The following is a 16,045-nucleotide window of genomic DNA, read 5'->3' on the forward strand; positions in this document are numbered from 1 at the left end:
ATCCTCGCGTCTGCCTTCGCGCGGCTGGGTCAGCATACGCTGCGCGAATTCGCCGGAACACACTCGGTTAGAGAACGGCCGACGCGCATCTCTGAAACGATCAGCATGGCGAATAAACGCGAAACGGCATCGACGATTGGTTATGTCGATGGGGCTTCTTGCGTCGTTGTGTTGCAAGCGATTTAGCGTTTTGCCGGGCGGTTACGGCAATGGCATTCCACGCGTTACGCGAAGACTTTCTCTTTGTGTGAGGCGCAACGCGGGAACAAGAGACCGTTCAAGAAGTGGCGGCGCCTACGCGCGAGGAGCGCCCCGCTGACGATCAGCTAATTTCCAGCCGTTTTTGCCCGAGGCATCATCTTTTTGTAACTACTGGTAAAGGTTGAGCGGGTGTTCATAGCGTCAAATCGCCTTCGGACAGGGCGGATCACGTTTGGCATTATTTGTGCTTTACACTTTGTGCCTAGCGGCCGAGCATTTGTTACAACCGCTTAAGCACGAAATCCGGGTTTCCCCGAGAATCGTATTGCACAGACGGCATCGGCAGTATGCCGCTTATAGTCAGCGCATCTGCGCTTCCAAAGCCTCGGTACGGAGGTCCAAAAATGGATAACGGGAACAGTAAATTTACGCCGGCCACTTCGCCCTCGACAGGCAATGGTCAACCGCCACAACGGCGTCTGCATCCGCTCATCGCCACGGCGGCGGGCGCGGTGATCGTCGCGAGTCTCGTGGCCACGGCTGCGATGACGGGAATCTTCCCGCGCGCATCGAGCAATTCGGCGGATACAGCGCAGACACAGGCGGCAGCCGTCGCGCAGCAGCAACCCAGCGCTGCGCAACAAGCCGCACAGCAGCAAGCGGCGCAACAAGCACAACAGCAGGCAGCGCAGCAACAAGCCGCTCAACAGCAAGCCGCGGAACAAGCCGCGCAGCAACGGGCGGCCCAGCAGCAAGCTCAGCAACAGCCGCCTGTTCAGCAACCGTCGTATGCACAACAGCCTCCCGCGCATCCGGCTTATTGCTCGACCTGCGGGACGGTTGAAGCGATCTCCGCCGTTCGTCAGGAAGGACACGGTACCGGCATCGGTGCGGTGGGCGGCGCGGTGGCGGGTGGCGTCGTCGGCAACCAGTTCGGCCGTGGTGGCGGACGTACCGCAATGACGCTCCTGGGCGCGCTTGGCGGCGGTCTGGCAGGAAATTCGGTCGAGAAACACGTTCGCAGCGAGACGGACTATTCGGTGCGCGTGCGGATGGAAAACGGCAAGACGCGCTACTTCACGTATAAGCAGCAACCGCCGTTCGGCGAAGGTCAACGCGTACGGGTGCAGAACGGCACGTTAGTGGCGGGTTGAGCCGTCCGCGAACACCTGCACTAGTCGCGTCGACTCGCGACAATATCCGCGCGCGCTGTTTGTCCTTGGACACTGTCGGCAAGCAAAAAGGCGGCGATCTTTCAAATCGCCGCCTTTTCTTTTTCTCACGATGACAGTGATGCCCCTCAACCATCCCGCTGCGAGCTACGCGCCGGGTTCGGCCGCCCGCGTATCGCCATATAGCCCCACCAGACGTAGCCCGAAAAGCCGTACAGAACGAAGAGGCAAAACAGCATGACCGGCGGATCGGACGACACCAACACGAACGCCACCACGACGAGCAACACGCCCGCGAATGGCACGCGATACCGCACATCCAGCGCCTTGCCGCTGTAGAACGGCGCGTTCGATACCATCGTCACGCCCGCATAGACAGTAAGTGCAAAGGCCACCCACGGCAGCCACACGAGCTTGAGCGGCACGCGGTTATCGGTCGCGAGCCACACGAAGCCCGCGATCAACGCAGCCGCGGCCGGACTCGGCAAGCCCTGGAAATAGCGCTTGTCGACCACGCCCACGTTCGTGTTAAAGCGCGCAAGCCGCAACGCCGCGCCGGAGCAATACACGAACGCCGCGAGCCAGCCCCAGCGGCCGAGATCCTTCAAAACCCATTCATACATGACAAGCGCCGGCGCGACCCCGAACGACACCATGTCCGAGAGACTGTCGAACTGCTCGCCGAACGCGCTCTGCGTGTGCGTCATGCGCGCGACGCGTCCGTCCATGCCATCGAGCACCATCGCGACGAAAATGGCGATGGCCGCGATCTCGAAGCGAACGTTCATCGCCTGGACGACAGCGAAGAAGCCGCAAAAGAGCGCCGCCGTGGTGAACGCGTTAGGCAGGAGATAAATGCCGCGTTTGCGCAAGAACTGCTGCCGTTTGGCGCGCCGCGTTTCCACGGCGCCGACGTCCTGCGCGGCCTTGTTGCGCCGGAAGGCGCGCGGAGTCGCGCCGTTCATACGGTTACGGCGCGGTTTGAATGCCGCCATCGAAACCCCCCGGCGTTATTCCGCGAACTCGGCGAGGATCGTCGACGATGCGGACACTTTCTCGCCAATCGAGACACGCGGACGGCTACCAATCGGCAGATACACGTCGACGCGCGAACCGAAACGAATGAAGCCATAGCGCTGACCGCGCGTGAGCGGCTCGCCCACATGCACATAGCAGAGAATACGTCGCGCGATGAGGCCCGCGATCTGCACCGACGTCACGGTATGACCGCTCGCCGTCTGCAGGACGATGGCATTGCGCTCGTTCTCCGTCGATGCCTTCTCGACCGCCGCATTCAGATAAGCGCCCGGGAAGTACTGAACCTTGCTGATGGCGCCATCGACCGGCGAACGCTGCGAATGCACGTTGAAAACGTTCATGAACACGCTGATCTTGAGCGCCTCACGGCCCGCATACGGATCATGCGCGGTTTCGACCGCGACGATGCGCCCGTCGGCCGGACACAGCACGGCGTTGGCCTGCGCGGGAATGGGACGCGGCGGGTCGCGAAAAAACTGGACGACGAAGATCACGATCAGCCAGAAAATCCAGGCGAAGCCGAAGCCGCCGAGCGCCTGCACGAGAATCGCAACGACGGCCGCGATGGCGATGAACGGCCAGCCTTCGCGGGCAATGATCGGATGAGGATAGTTCATGAACTAGTTCGATGTTTTATTAAAACCGTAGGATAGCAAAAGCCGCCCGGAGCACAGGGCATCCGGACGGCTTTAGTTTCAGCAAGAAACGTGCTGCAAACATCGATCTCCACGCATGCGGAGAAAATGGCGCAAGCAGCAGGCCCCTCGGAAACGCGGTCTATCTCCGCGCAAACGGAGAAGGGGCAAGTTACGAACCCCTCGAAGCAAGACTTAGTTCTTCGACTGATCGACCAGCTTGTTCTTCGCGATCCACGGCATCATGGCGCGCAGCTTCTCGCCGACCTGCTCGATCTGATGCTCGGCCGTCAGACGGCGACGCGATTGCAGCGTCGGCGCGCCAGCGCGGTTTTCGATGATGAAGCTCTTCGCGTATTCGCCGGTCTGGATGTCTTTCAGCACGGCCTTCATCGCCTTCTTCGTCTCTTCCGTGACGATGCGCGGACCCGTTACGTACTCGCCATACTCGGCGTTGTTCGAGATCGAGTAGTTCATGTTGGCGATACCGCCTTCATAGATCAGGTCGACGATCAGCTTCAGCTCGTGCAGGCACTCGAAGTACGCCATTTCCGGCGCGTAGCCCGCTTCCACCAGCGTTTCGAAGCCAGCCTTGATCAGGTCCACCGTGCCGCCGCACAGCACGGCCTGCTCGCCGAACAGGTCGGTTTCGGTTTCTTCGCGGAAGTTCGTTTCGATGATGCCGGCACGTCCGCCGCCGTTGGCCGCCGCATACGACAGCGCCACGTCGCGGGCCGAACCCGACTTGTCTTGTGCCACCGCGATCAGGTGCGGCACACCGCCGCCTTGCTGATACGTATTGCGCACGGTGTGGCCCGGCGCCTTCGGCGCGATCATGATGACGTCCAGATCCGCGCGCGGGATCACCTGGCCGTAATGCACGTTGAAGCCGTGCGCGAACGCCAGCGCCGCGCCTTCCTTGGCATTGGCGTGGACTTCGTTCTTGTAGACTTCGGCGATTTGCTCGTCGGGCAGCAGCATCATGACGACATCCGCGCCCTTCACGGCTTCGGCCACTTCCTTGACCTTCAGGCCCGCGTTCTCGGCCTTGCTCCACGAAGCACCGCCTTTACGCAGGCCGACCGTCACGTTCACGCCGCTTTCCTTCAGGTTCAGCGCGTGCGCATGGCCTTGCGAGCCATAACCGATGATGGTGACTTGCTTGCCCTTGATGAGGGAGAGGTCGGCGTCTTTGTCGTAGAAAACTTTCATGGTGGTTCCTTGAGGTCTGTCTCCGCGCAGGCAGAGAAAACTAGTCGAAATGAGTGTAGGTTTAAACCTTCAGAATGCGCTCGCCCCGGCCGATGCCGGAACTGCCCGTGCGAACCGTTTCCAGAATGGCCGTGGCGTCGAGCCCCTGAATGAACGCGTCGAGTTTGTCGGATGCGCCTGTCAGTTCCATCGTGTAGGTCTTTTCGGTCACGTCGATGATGCGGCCGCGGAAGATATCCGCCATGCGCTTCATCTCTTCGCGTTCCTTGCCGACAGCTCTTACCTTGATGAGCATCAGCTCGCGCTCGATGTGGGCGCCCTCTGTCAGGTCGACCACTTTCACCACCTCGATCAGGCGGTTCAGGTGCTTCGTGATCTGTTCGATCACGTCGTCCGAGCCAATCGAGACGATGGTCAGCCGCGACAGCGAACTGTCTTCGGTCGGCGCCACCGTCAGCGTTTCAATGTTGTAGCCGCGCGCGGAAAAGAGCCCGACGACACGCGATAACGCGCCCGGTTCGTTTTCCAGCAGTACGGAGATGATGTGTTTCATGTCTTTTCCCGAGGTTTATCCAGTTGGCGTCTGCTTCGAAAAACCCGTGCGCGGCGCTCGTCCTTTGTGAAGACGGGTGCGCCCGGGCCTCGCGAGTCAAAGCCGCGTTATAGATCTTCCGAGCCGAGCAGCATTTCCGTGATGCCCTTGCCTGCTTGCACCATGGGAAATACGTTTTCGGTGGGATCGGTCTGGAAGTCGAGAAATACGGTGCGATCTTTCAGGCGCAGCGCTTCCTTCAGCGCCGGCTCGACGTCCGCGGTCTTTTCGACGCGAATGCCGACATGCCCATACGCTTCGGCGAGCTTCACGAAATCAGGCAGCGCGTCCATGTAGGAACTGGAATAGCGCTTCTTGTATTCGATCTGCTGCCACTGGCGCACCATGCCGAGATAGCGGTTGTTGAGCGAGATGATCTTGACGGGCGTGTTGTACTGCTTGCACGTCGAGAGCTCCTGAATGCACATCTGGATGGAGCCTTCGCCCGTGATGCAGACCACTTCCTCGTCGGGAAAGGCCATCTTCACGCCCATGGCTGCCGGCAAGCCGAAGCCCATGGTGCCGAGACCGCCTGAGTTGATCCAGCGGCGCGGCTTGTTGAACGGATAGAACTGCGCGGCCCACATCTGATGCTGGCCGACATCCGAACAGACGAAGGCGTTGCCGTCGGTCAGTTCATGCAGCTTCTGGACAACATATTGCGGCTTGATGATCTCGCTTTTGCGGTCGTAAGCGAGGCAGTCTTTCGAGCGCCAGCCTTCGATCTGGTCCCACCACGACTTGAGCGCCTGCGTGTCAGGGCCGTGTTCCGCCGTCTGCAACTGCTCGATCAACTCCTTCAGCACTTCCTTCACGTCGCCGACGATGGGAATGTCCACCTTCACGCGCTTGGAAATGGACGAAGGATCGATGTCGATGTGGATGATCTTGCGCGGCGACGATGCGAAGTGCGCCGGGTCGCCGATCACGCGGTCGTCGAAGCGCGCGCCAATGGCGATCAGCACGTCGCAGTTCTGCATGGCCATGTTGGCTTCGTACGTGCCATGCATGCCGAGCATGCCGAGGAATTTCTTGTCGCTCGCGCGGTAACCGCCCAGACCCATCAGCGTGTTGGTGACCGGATAGTCCAGCAAATCGGCGAATTGGTTCAGTTCGCGCGATGCATCCGCGAGAATGATGCCGCCGCCGGTATAGATATACGGGCGCTTGGCCGAAAGCAGCAGTTGCACCGCCTTGCGGATCTGGCCGGAGTGGCCCTTCGTCACCGGGTTATACGAACGCAGCGACACGCTCTTCAGCGGTTCGTACTTGCACGGCGCCTTCGACACGTCCTTCGGAATGTCGATCAGCACCGGACCGGGGCGACCCGTGCGAGCAATGTAGAACGCTTTCTTGACGGTGGCGGCGAGATCGCGCACGTCCTTCACGAGGAAGTTGTGCTTGACGCAGGGCCGCGTGATGCCGACGGTGTCGCACTCCTGGAACGCGTCGAGGCCGATGGCCGCGGTCGGAACCTGCCCGCTGATGATGACGAGCGGAATGGAATCCATATAGGCCGTGGCAATTCCCGTCACCGCATTGGTGACGCCGGGGCCGGAAGTCACGAGGCACACGCCCACGTTGCCGGTCGAGCGCGCATAGGCGTCGGCGGCGTGTACGGCGGCCTGTTCGTGGCGCACGAGAATGTGCTGGATCTGGTCCTGCTTGTACAGCTCGTCGTAGATGTAGAGTACCGAGCCGCCGGGATAGCCCCAAATGAACTCGACCTTCTCGTCAGCGAGCGCGCGCATGAGCACGGTGCCGCCGATGGAGTCAGCTTCGTGAGGGGGAGTCGTATCCGACGTGGAGAATTCCGCGCTGGGCATGTTCATTCATCACCTTTCGAATTTTCGGCAAAAAATTGATCGGGTGCTCTCTGCCGGGCTTGTGGCTCGGGTTCAAGCGGCGCGTCTTGAATTGACTGGCGTGCTTCTTGGGCTCGCCTCAAAGCAGACATTTCACTTTATGATGCGAGTCGGAAAATGTAGCCCGGCGCGCGCAACGGGTCAAGAAAAAAGTTTCGGAAATCTCCGATCCGACGCTTTTCGGAAAAAGCTCAGATTTAGCACAACGTTTGACGCTTGGAGCAGCGAGTACGTAAATCGGGCAACAAATCGTCCCAAATCCTCCCGGCGTGGCGAAAATTTGCTAGCATCCGCAGGTTTTCCTAGAACCCACGATCCCTTTCGACGCAAATTCGTTGCGCCGGGCTCCCAACGGATGGCATCAGACAAGGAACTTGCCGATTTCCTGGCGGGCGTCGAACGACGCGCGTTCAAACAGACCGTGTACACCGTCCGCGACGACGACGCGGCGCTGGACATCGTGCAGGACGCCATGATCAAACTGGCGGAAAAATACGGTGACAAGCCGCCTTCCGAGCTTCCGCTGCTTTTCCAGCGTATCCTCCAGAATGCGACGCACGACTATTTCCGTCGCCAGAAGGTGCGGAACACGTGGGTCAGCCTCTTTTCGTCCTTCGGAAACGCGGACGACGACGAGTTCGACCCGCTCGAATCCTTCGAATCACAAGACGGCGCACTTGGCAGCGAGAGCAGCGAGAACAAACTGGAACGCGAACAGGTACTCAACCTGATCGACGCGGAAATCCAGAAATTGCCGGCACGTCAACGAGAAGCCTTTCTCATGCGTTACTGGGAAGATATGGATGTCGCAGAGACGGCCGCCGCCATGGGCTGCTCCGAGGGCAGCGTCAAAACGCATTGTTCACGCGCCACGCACGCCCTCGCGCACGCCCTGAAAGCCAAAGGGATCACGCTATGAGTTCCGTTCTTGATTCAAAGGAAAACGAGTTCGCGCTGAAGGTAGTTCGCGCGCTGGACGAAAGTACATCGACTATTCCGGCCGCCGCGGTCGACCGGCTCGCCGAGGCGCGCCGGGCTGCCATCGCGCGCAAGAAGCCGGAGAAGGTCGCCCTGACCGCGCCCGCGTTCACGCCGGCTTTGGCCGGAGCAGGCGCGAGCCTCTCGGCGGGCGGCGCGGGTCACGACGGCTCCGAGACGCAAGGGCCGAAGGGCCTGTTCGCGCGGCTCGGCGGCTTCGGCCTCGTGTGGCCGGTGTGCGCGCTGGCTATCGGTCTGGCTGGCATCGCTTACTGGGAAGATCAGGAGCGCCGTGCCGAACTCGCCGACATCGACGCGGCCATGCTCTCCGACAGCTTGCCGCTCGACGCCTATCTCGACCACGGCTTCAACGCATATTTGACGCGTAATCACTAACGCGTATTGTCGAATCTTTCAACTGACATCAAACCTGGCGGGGAGTTTTCGGGTGAGTTACAAGCGCGGTCTCGCGATTGTCTTTAGTTGCGCGATTGCGAGTCTGGTCGCATTCGCCGCGACTTATCCGCGCTTTTACCCGGCCACCGCCGCCTTGCTCTCGACCGCCACCGCGCCCAACGGCGCAAGTTCGGGCGCCGATTCCGGCCTTTCGCTTTCGCCGCTCTCTTCCGGCAGTCCGCTCTCGTGGAATCGTCTCACCGAAGCGCAGCACGTCGCGCTCGCGCCGTTCTCCACGCAATGGGATTCCTTCAGCGAAGAGCGCAAGCAAAAGTGGCTGAAGATCGCATCGCGCTATCACCGCATGTCGCCTGAGGCGCAAAAGCGTCTGCATCAGCGCATGGAGGAATGGACGCGCATGACGCCGGACCAGCGCAAAGTCGCGCGCGAGAACTATCAGGTTTCAAAGTCCGTCGCGCCGGAGAATCGCGAAAAGGCGTGGGATGCTTACCAGAAGCTTTCCGAAGAGCAGAAGAAAAAGCTCGCCGCCACCGAGCGCACGCGCCGTCCCACGGTCGTCAGCGCGCCGCCGACCGGCAAGAGCGAAGTGAAGGACATCAACCGGCTCGTGGCCGCACGCGAGCAAGGCCACGGCGCGGGACATGCCGAAGGCGGCTCCGGTGCGCCGGCTGCATCGCCTTCTTCCACCTCAACCGCCACGCCCGCGATTCCCAACGCCGCGAGCGTCGTGCCGGCAACGCCGATTCCCGTCTCCCCGCAGCAAGCGCCTTCCATGTACAACGGCTCATGAGCGCGTCCGCTTCCACCACCACGCCTCTCTCGCCGCTTTACGCGCCCACGCTGCGCCGCCGGCTCGCGACGATGGTCTACGAAGGCGTCATCCTGTTCGGCGTGGTGTTCATCTCCGGATATTTGTTCAGCACGCTCACTCAGCAGAAAAACGGCCTTACGCATCACAACTGGCTGATGACGTGGATCGGTCTCGTGCTCGCCGCGTATTTCGTGTGGTTCTGGACGCACGGCGGCCAGACGCTGCCAATGAAAACCTGGCGCCTCAAATTGGTCGATGCCCACGGTGAGCCCGTCACGCCTGGCCGGGCGCTCGCGCGCTACGCGCTCGCGTGGCTGTGGTTCCTGCCGCCGCTCGCGCTGCATCCGCTGCTCGGGCTCGCCGTGCCGCAGACGCTCGCCGTGTTCGCGGCCTGGATCGCGCTGTGGGCGGCCGCCGTCCGGCTCGATCCGGCGCGGCAGTTTCTACATGATCGCCTGGCTGGCACGCGCATCATCACGGCGCCGACTCCCTACAAGTAATAAGAACTTCTCGTGACTGTCACGGCTCGGTCACGGCCGCATGGCGCAATGCGCATATCGAAACCCGATACGCGAGCCCATGACCTTCCACTCGACCGTCACGCAGGCAATCGAAGCGTCTTCCGCTTATCGTTTTCGGAGCGCCGATCTGCGCGGCGCGACGCATGAAGCCGCCCTGCCGCTGCCGGCGAACCCGGGCGTCGACGACGACAGCGAATCCTCCAGTGCGCGTCAACGCTATCGCGCGATCTGGCTGTCGGACATCCATTTGGGCTCCGGCGGCTGCCAGGCGCCCTATCTGCTCGATTTTCTGCGCCACAACGAGTCGGAGTATCTGTATCTCGTCGGCGACATCATCGATGGCTGGCAACTGAAGAAAGGCTGGTTCTGGCCGCAGGCGCACAACGACGTCATTCAGAAAATCTTGCGCAAGGCGCGCAAGGGCACGCAAGTCGTCTATATCCCCGGCAATCACGACGAAGCCGCGCGCCAGTACTGCGATCTCGCGTTCGGCGACATCCACGTGCGCGGCGAAGCCTTCCATACGACGCTCGCGGGCAAGCGTCTTTGGATCGTGCACGGCGATCTCTTCGACGGCGTGATCCAGCACGCGAAATGGCTCGCCTATCTCGGCGACACCGCCTACACGATGATCCTGCTGCTCAACCGCTGGTTCAATCGCGTGCGCACGAAGCTCGGCTTCGACTACTGGTCGCTCTCGCAGTATCTCAAGCATCAGGTCAAAAACGCGGTCAACTTCATTTCGCAGTTCGAACGGGTCATGACCGACGAAGCCCGCCGCCGCGGCTGCGATGGCGTAGTGTGCGGGCATATCCACAAGGCCGAGATACGCGATATCGACGGCATTCTCTATTGCAACGACGGCGACTGGGTGGAGAGCCTCTCCGCGCTCGTCGAGACCCAAGACGGCGAACTGAAGATCGTCTACTGGACCGTCATGCACTCCCCGGAAGCGCAACCGAACCGCGTGCGCGCCACCGTCTGAACCGCATCCTCACCCGAGCCGAAATCCGATGAAAATCATGATCGTCACCGATGCATGGGAGCCGCAGGTCAATGGCGTCGTGCGCACGCTTACGCAGACGAGCCGCGAACTCACGAGCCTCGGGCATCGCGTGGAATTGCTCACGCCGCTCGAGTTCAAAACCATTCCGTGTCCGACTTATCCCGAGATTCGCCTATCATTAATGCCGGGCCGGCACGTGGCGAAGCGTATCGACGAATTCGCGCCGGACGCGCTGCATATCGCGACCGAAGGCCCGCTCGGCATGTCGGCGCGTGCCTATGCGCTGCGTCACAAACTGCCGTTCACGACCGCTTATCACACGCGTTTTCCCGAGTACGTGAAAGCGCGCTTCGGTATTCCGCTCGCCATGACTTATCGGTTTCTGCACTGGTTTCATCGGCATTCGCAGGCGGTGATGGCGCCTACTCCGGTCGTCAAGCATGACCTGGAACAGTACGGCTTCACCAACGTCGTGCTGTGGACGCGTGGCGTCGATCTGGACATCTTTCATCCGATGGACTCTAAGGTGCTCAACACCGCGCGGCCCATCTTTCTGTATGTCGGGCGCGTGGCCGTGGAAAAGAACGTGGAAGCGTTTCTGAAGCTCGATCTGCCCGGCTCGAAGTGGGTCGCGGGCGAAGGACCGGCGCTCGCGGAACTGAAGTCGCGCTATACGAACGTCAACTATCTCGGCGTGCTCTCGCAGACGGAACTGGCGAAGGTCTACGCCGCCGCCGATGTCTTCGTGTTCCCGAGCCGCACCGATACCTTCGGCCTCGTGCTGCTCGAAGCGATGGCCTGCGGCACGCCGGTCGCCGCGTATCCGGTCACGGGTCCCATCGACGTGCTAGGTGAACACGGTCCCGGCGCGCTCCATGAAGATCTGCACGAAGCCTGTCTGCAAGCGCTCAAGATCGAACGCGCCGATGCCCGCGCGTGGGCCGAGCGCTTCTCGTGGCGCGCGGCCTCCGAACAGTTCGCCTCGCATTTGCGCCAGGTCGAACCACGCGCGCCGAGCACCGACCGGGCGGCCGCATGACGCGAAAGAGGCTCGCCGAGCAACGCGCCGAAGCTCACGCCCGTGCGGCGCCTCGTCCGCTCGAGTCCAAGCGCGATGGCGACGTCGAAGCCAATGAGGAAAACGAACCGCTAGGTCCCGACGATCCGCTCGCGCCGCTGCCCTTCAACCCGTATAAGGGGAATCGCGGCTTCACGCGCGTCTGGCACGCGATGAAGAACTCGCTCAACGGTTTTCGCGTCGCCATTCGCGAGGAAAGCGCGTTTCGTCAGGAACTCACGCTCGCCGCGATTCTTCTGCCGTGCAGTCTTTTCGTGCCGGTGGCGCCCGTCGAGCGCGCGGCGCTGATCGCATCCGTGCTGCTCGTGCTGATCGTCGAATTGCTCAATTCGAGCGTGGAAGCGGCTATCGACCGCATCTCGCTCGAACGTCACGAACTCTCGAAGCGCGCGAAGGATTTCGGCAGCGCGGCCGTGATGGTCGCGCTCGGCGTTTGCCTCATTACGTGGGCGTTGATTCTCTGGCCGGTCGTGTCGAATTGGCTCGCTCGTATCCCATAAAAGATGAATGTCACCTGAAACGCAGCACTGTCGCGCCGAACGACCGGTTTATAATCGTCCGACATTCTCAAAAATAGCAACGGAAACCGGTCGCGCGAACGTTTTGGAGTTTCGAGCGCCGCCACCGGAAGCCAAGGTCGGACGACATGGAAGCCAAACCTCCCCGCCGTACCCGCGAACGGATTCTCGAGCTGTCGCTGAAGTTGTTCAACGATATCGGCGAGCCGAACGTCACCACCACGACGATCGCCGAGGAAATGGAAATTAGTCCAGGTAATCTGTACTACCATTTCCGGAACAAAGACGACATCATCAACAGCATCTTCGCGCAGTTCGAGCAGCAGATTCAGAAGCGCCTGAAGTTCCCGGACGATCATCGTCCGACCATAGATGAAATGTGGTCGTACTTACAGTACATGGCCGATTTCCTGTGGGCGTATCGCTTTCTCTATCGCGATCTGAACGATCTGCTCGCGCGCAATCGCACGCTCGAAACGCACTTCAAGCAGATCATCACGCACAAGGTGCGCTTTGCCAGCCAGCTATGCGAAGCGCTCGTCGCCGATCAAGAAATGGTCGCGACGCCTGCGGAGATCGAAGTCATCGCGACCAACATGGGCGTGATCTCGACCTACTGGCTTTCGTACCAGTACGTCATGAACCCGCGCAAGTACAACGATCAGGAAGCGATCCGCACGGAGTTGCATCAGGCGAGTCTGCATATCATTTCGATCATGGCGCCGTATCTTCGCGGACGATCGCGCCAGCTCTTCGACGACCTCGTGTCCGGTAAACTGCCGAAGCGCCAGTACGCCGACTTCCTGCCGCCGCGCGAGGAAGCGCCGTCGGGCGCGCCGAAGAACGTAACACCGAAGGATTCCCGATAATGAAGGCTGTTTGTGTCTATTGCGGCTCCGCCAGCGGAGCCCGCCCTGTGTATGCCGAGGCGGCCAAGGCGTTCGGCCGCGCGCTCGTCGAGGCCGACCTCTCGCTCGTGTATGGCGGCGGCCGCGTCGGTTTGATGGGCCTGATCGCCGATGAAGTGCTCGCCGCCGGCGGACGCGCAATCGGCGTCATTCCAGAGTTGCTGCTTGCGAAGGAAGTGGGCCATACGGACCTCACGGAACTGATCGTCGTGCCCGACATGCACGAGCGCAAGAAGCGCATGGCCGATCTCGCGGACGCGTTCGTCGCGATGCCCGGTGGCGTCGGCACTTTCGAGGAATTTTTCGAAGTGTTCACGTGGGCGCAGCTTGGTTATCATCAGAAGCCTGTTGGCCTGCTGGACGTGAACGGCTATTACGACCCGCTCATGGCCATGTTGCGCCATACCGTCGACGAAGGCTTCATGCGCGAGCAGTATCTAGAGCTCATACAGATTGCGCGCGAGCCCGGCGAGATGATCACGAAGCTGCAGCACTACACGCCGCGCACGCTCGACAAGTGGAACGAAAAGCGCGACGCGGTTTGATCCATCCCTAACGGTCGACACGATGTCCAAAGTCATCCTGATTACGGGCGCGAGCCGCGGCATCGGCCGCTCGGCAGCGCTGCTCGCGGGCGCGCGCGGCTGGTCGGTCGGCGTGAACTATGCGAATAACGCCAGTGCCGCCGATGAAACCGTCGCCGCGGTGCAAGCCGCTGGCGGCAAGGCGATCGCCATTCAGGGCGACGTGTGCGAAGAGGCGGCGATCGTCGCGATGTTCGATGCCACCGAGAAGGCGTTCGGCAAGCTCGATGGCGTGGTGAATAACGCGGGCATCGTCGCGCCCGGCTCCATGCTCGCGGACATGGATATCGAGCGCATGAAACGTATTTTCGATACCAATGTGCTCGGCGCGTTTCTTTGCGCTCGTGAAGCGGCGCGGCGGCTTTCCACTTCGCGTGGTGGCAAGGGCGGGTCGCTCGTGAATGTTTCTTCGGCGGCCGCCAGATTAGGCGGCCCGGGGGAGTATGTCGATTATGCGGCTTCCAAAGGGGCTATCGATACACTCACCATCGGGCTTTCCAAAGAGCTCGGGCGCGAAGGGGTGAGGGTCAATGCCATTCGGCCAGGTCTCATCGAGACCGAGATTCACGCTAGTGGTGGTAAGCCCGATCGGGCTCAGGTGCTGGGTGGGCAGACGCCTATCGGGCGCGCCGGGTCCGCCGATGAAGTCGGTGAGGCTATCGTCTGGCTGCTCTCCGATGCCGCTTCTTATGTCACCGGGGCTTTGATCGATGTCGCCGGTGGGCGGTGAGTGCTTTCTTTTTTTCTTTTGCTGCGTTTTGTTCAGTAGCCGCCTCCCCGGCGGAGGGGTAACTTTCTTTGCTGCTGCAAAGAAAGTCACCAAAGAAAGCAGCTTAGGAACCGGCTTCTGAAGCACAACTGGTTCCCCGCTATTTACCACAAACCCTTTGAGCACTTCCCCTTTCTCACGCTCGTAGTCGTTCGCAGCTCATGATTCTCTTCGAGCGCTTGCCCCGCAATGGGCCGTTGTCTGCGAATTCTTTTGTCACCTCTCCGCAGTTGATGACCTTCTTTGCGGCCCGCTGATCGAAGCCTTGTCTTTGCGCGGTTCTACTCGAGCACTCACATTGACTACCGGTCTTAATGCTCTTCGGACCTCCTAGCCACGCCTTTCTGACTCGCTGCGCGCAATCATCGGGTTCGCCTCCCTCTAAAAGCCGCCGCGTGTCATCAGCCACGTTTCTTCGTCCTTCGTCGTCGGCCTGCCCAAAATTCGGTTGCGATGCGGAAAGCGCCCGAATCGTTCGATGACTTCCGCATGCTTCATCGCCGATTCATGGAAGCTCGTCACGCCCTCTTCTTGCTCTAATTTCCCAAACAATTCAACCGCGCGAAGCTGGCTCTCCATCCTCTCGTCATGCTCGAATGGCATATACGCAAACGCACGATGGTATGCATCGGCCAAGCGCAAATCATCGCCGGAATCGACCAGCGCTTTCGCCAACGCCAACGCACGCTCGTCGCCCGCAAACGCGCGCGGCGTATGCCGATAACAATTGCGCGAAAACTGGTCGAGCAGCACGATCAGCGCAAGCGCACCCGAAGGCGTGCGCTCCCATTCACGCAAACCGCCCGACAGCGCTTCTTCGAGCACCGCGCCGAAGCGCTCGCTGATCTGCGCATCGAAGGCAGGCTTCTTTTTCCACCACAGCTTGCGTTCCGTCCCGGCCTCAGGCGAGCCGACCGCGCCGAACCAGAATTCGAGTATCGCGCTCGCGCGCGAATCGAGTGCTTCCGCTCGCGCGTTCAAACCAGCTCCAGCACCAGTCGCCGCGTGCGCGCGCTCTTCTTCTCCAGCTTTGCAATCCGCAAGCCGCCGATCTCGCCCGTATTACGCACATGCGTGCCGCCGCATGGCTGCAAATCCACGTTTTCGATGCGCAACAGGCGCACGCGGCCAAGGCCCATCGGCGGCTTTACGCTCATCGTGCGGACGAGTTCAGGGCGCGCGGTCATCTCGTCGTCGGTGATCCATTCGGTATTCACGTCGTGCGCGCCGCCGATCAGTTCCGCCAGACGCGCTTCCACGCGCTCACGTTCGATAGGCTCGACCGTCGCGAAGTCGAGGCGCGCATAGTCTCTCGTGATGCTGCATCCATCCACCGGATACGGCAGTACCGCGCACATCAAATGACTCGCCGTATGCAGCCGCATATGCCGATACCGCCGCTCCCAGTCGATCTCCGCGCTCACTCTGTCGCCAACCTTCAAAAGCGAAAGCGCTTCTTCCTGGCCGGGCGCGGGCACATGCACGGCGTCGTCGGGCGTGGCGCCTTCGAACTTCGCCTTGCGCGTGTCGGCGATGACGATCTTCGTGCCGTCGGCAAGCGTCAGCGTGCCCGCATCGCCGGCCTGGCCGCCGCCGAGCGGATAAAACACGGTTTGATCGAGGTGGATGCCCATTTCGTCGATAGCCGTGACGCTCGCCTCGCACTGCGTGCGATAAGCGTCCTCGCGAAAGAGTGCACGTGTGCTCATGTCTTGTCCTTGCAATGTTTCGTGGGGCGGC

At 61.1% G+C, this 16,045-nt stretch carries 18 protein-coding genes; 11 read left to right on the forward strand and 7 right to left on the reverse strand.

Going from position 1 to position 16,045, the window contains the following annotated elements; translation table 11 throughout:
* The first annotated feature begins 605 nt into the window (after positions 1 to 605).
* Positions 606 to 1,355, forward strand: coding sequence for a glycine zipper 2TM domain-containing protein (locus NCR98_RS08945; protein ID WP_244825622.1), 750 nt, complete (start codon positions 606 to 608; stop codon positions 1,353 to 1,355).
* A 146-nt stretch (positions 1,356 to 1,501) separates the two neighbouring features.
* Here NCR98_RS08945 and pssA read toward each other — a convergent pair whose 3' ends face one another.
* From pssA to NCR98_RS08970, 5 genes are all read right to left on the reverse strand, one after another.
* Positions 1,502 to 2,368 (reverse strand): CDP-diacylglycerol--serine O-phosphatidyltransferase, encoded by an 867-nt coding sequence (pssA, locus tag NCR98_RS08950; protein WP_244825623.1) that lies wholly within the window; start codon positions 2,366 to 2,368, stop codon positions 1,502 to 1,504.
* Positions 2,369 to 2,383: 15 nt separating this feature from the next.
* The gene (locus NCR98_RS08955) at positions 2,384 to 3,028 is read right to left on the reverse strand and encodes a phosphatidylserine decarboxylase (protein ID WP_244825625.1); all 645 of its coding nucleotides are present in this window, start codon (positions 3,026 to 3,028) and stop codon (positions 2,384 to 2,386) included.
* Between the two features lie 213 nt (positions 3,029 to 3,241).
* Positions 3,242 to 4,258 (reverse strand): ketol-acid reductoisomerase, encoded by a 1,017-nt coding sequence (ilvC, locus tag NCR98_RS08960; RefSeq protein ID WP_244825627.1) that lies wholly within the window; start codon positions 4,256 to 4,258, stop codon positions 3,242 to 3,244.
* Positions 4,259 to 4,319: 61 nt separating this feature from the next.
* Positions 4,320 to 4,811 carry an acetolactate synthase small subunit gene (gene ilvN / locus NCR98_RS08965; protein WP_035939651.1) on the reverse strand — a complete coding sequence of 164 codons (492 nt, stop codon included), beginning with the start codon at positions 4,809 to 4,811 and terminating at the stop codon, positions 4,320 to 4,322.
* A gap of 107 nt (positions 4,812 to 4,918) precedes the next feature.
* Positions 4,919 to 6,682, reverse strand: a complete 1,764-nt coding sequence (locus NCR98_RS08970) for an acetolactate synthase 3 catalytic subunit (RefSeq protein ID WP_250526002.1) — start codon at positions 6,680 to 6,682, stop codon at positions 4,919 to 4,921.
* A 388-nt stretch (positions 6,683 to 7,070) separates the two neighbouring features.
* Here NCR98_RS08970 and NCR98_RS08975 point away from each other — a divergent pair, with 388 nt between their 5' ends.
* From NCR98_RS08975 to NCR98_RS09020, 10 genes are all read left to right on the forward strand, one after another.
* Positions 7,071 to 7,634 (forward strand): RNA polymerase sigma factor, encoded by a 564-nt coding sequence (locus NCR98_RS08975; RefSeq protein WP_244825631.1) that lies wholly within the window; start codon positions 7,071 to 7,073, stop codon positions 7,632 to 7,634.
* Positions 7,631 to 8,089, forward strand: coding sequence for a DUF3619 family protein (locus tag NCR98_RS08980; RefSeq protein WP_250526003.1), 459 nt, complete (start codon positions 7,631 to 7,633; stop codon positions 8,087 to 8,089). The genes NCR98_RS08975 and NCR98_RS08980 overlap by 4 nt, the downstream gene beginning before the upstream one ends.
* A gap of 52 nt (positions 8,090 to 8,141) precedes the next feature.
* Entirely contained in the window at positions 8,142 to 8,900 is a 759-nt protein-coding gene (locus NCR98_RS08985; protein WP_250526004.1) for a DUF3106 domain-containing protein, read from the forward strand.
* Positions 8,897 to 9,421, forward strand: coding sequence for an RDD family protein (locus NCR98_RS08990; RefSeq protein WP_250465195.1), 525 nt, complete (start codon positions 8,897 to 8,899; stop codon positions 9,419 to 9,421). The genes NCR98_RS08985 and NCR98_RS08990 overlap by 4 nt, the downstream gene beginning before the upstream one ends.
* Before the next feature lie 79 nt (positions 9,422 to 9,500).
* Positions 9,501 to 10,427, forward strand: coding sequence for a UDP-2,3-diacylglucosamine diphosphatase (locus tag NCR98_RS08995; protein WP_250526005.1), 927 nt, complete (start codon positions 9,501 to 9,503; stop codon positions 10,425 to 10,427).
* Between the two features lie 28 nt (positions 10,428 to 10,455).
* Complete coding sequence (locus tag NCR98_RS09000; RefSeq protein WP_250526006.1) at positions 10,456 to 11,487, forward strand: glycosyltransferase family 4 protein; 1,032 nt, start codon at positions 10,456 to 10,458, stop codon at positions 11,485 to 11,487.
* Positions 11,484 to 12,026, forward strand: coding sequence for a diacylglycerol kinase (locus tag NCR98_RS09005; RefSeq protein ID WP_250526007.1), 543 nt, complete (start codon positions 11,484 to 11,486; stop codon positions 12,024 to 12,026). Before NCR98_RS09000 ends, NCR98_RS09005 begins: the two co-directional genes overlap by 4 nt.
* A 146-nt stretch (positions 12,027 to 12,172) precedes the next feature.
* On the forward strand, positions 12,173 to 12,913 hold the full coding sequence (locus NCR98_RS09010) for a TetR/AcrR family transcriptional regulator (RefSeq protein ID WP_250465198.1): 741 nt from the start codon (positions 12,173 to 12,175) through the stop codon (positions 12,911 to 12,913).
* A complete protein-coding gene (locus NCR98_RS09015) occupies positions 12,913 to 13,497 on the forward strand; it encodes an LOG family protein (RefSeq protein ID WP_250465199.1) in 585 nt (194 codons plus the stop codon). The genes NCR98_RS09010 and NCR98_RS09015 overlap by 1 nt, the downstream gene beginning before the upstream one ends.
* Positions 13,498 to 13,519: 22 nt before the next feature.
* Positions 13,520 to 14,266 (forward strand): SDR family oxidoreductase, encoded by a 747-nt coding sequence (locus tag NCR98_RS09020; protein WP_250492581.1) that lies wholly within the window; start codon positions 13,520 to 13,522, stop codon positions 14,264 to 14,266.
* Between the two features lie 420 nt (positions 14,267 to 14,686).
* Here NCR98_RS09020 and NCR98_RS09025 read toward each other — a convergent pair whose 3' ends face one another.
* Both NCR98_RS09025 and NCR98_RS09030 read right to left on the reverse strand, forming a co-directional pair.
* A complete protein-coding gene (locus NCR98_RS09025) occupies positions 14,687 to 15,286 on the reverse strand; it encodes a DUF924 family protein (protein WP_250526008.1) in 600 nt (199 codons plus the stop codon).
* Positions 15,283 to 16,014 (reverse strand): alanyl-tRNA editing protein, encoded by a 732-nt coding sequence (locus tag NCR98_RS09030; RefSeq protein ID WP_244825647.1) that lies wholly within the window; start codon positions 16,012 to 16,014, stop codon positions 15,283 to 15,285. The genes NCR98_RS09025 and NCR98_RS09030 overlap by 4 nt, the downstream gene beginning before the upstream one ends.
* Between the last annotated feature and the right edge of the window lie 31 nt (positions 16,015 to 16,045).

The sequence above is a fragment of the Caballeronia sp. GAWG2-1 genome, from assembly GCF_023631405.1.
Taxonomy (GTDB): domain Bacteria; phylum Pseudomonadota; class Gammaproteobacteria; order Burkholderiales; family Burkholderiaceae; genus Caballeronia.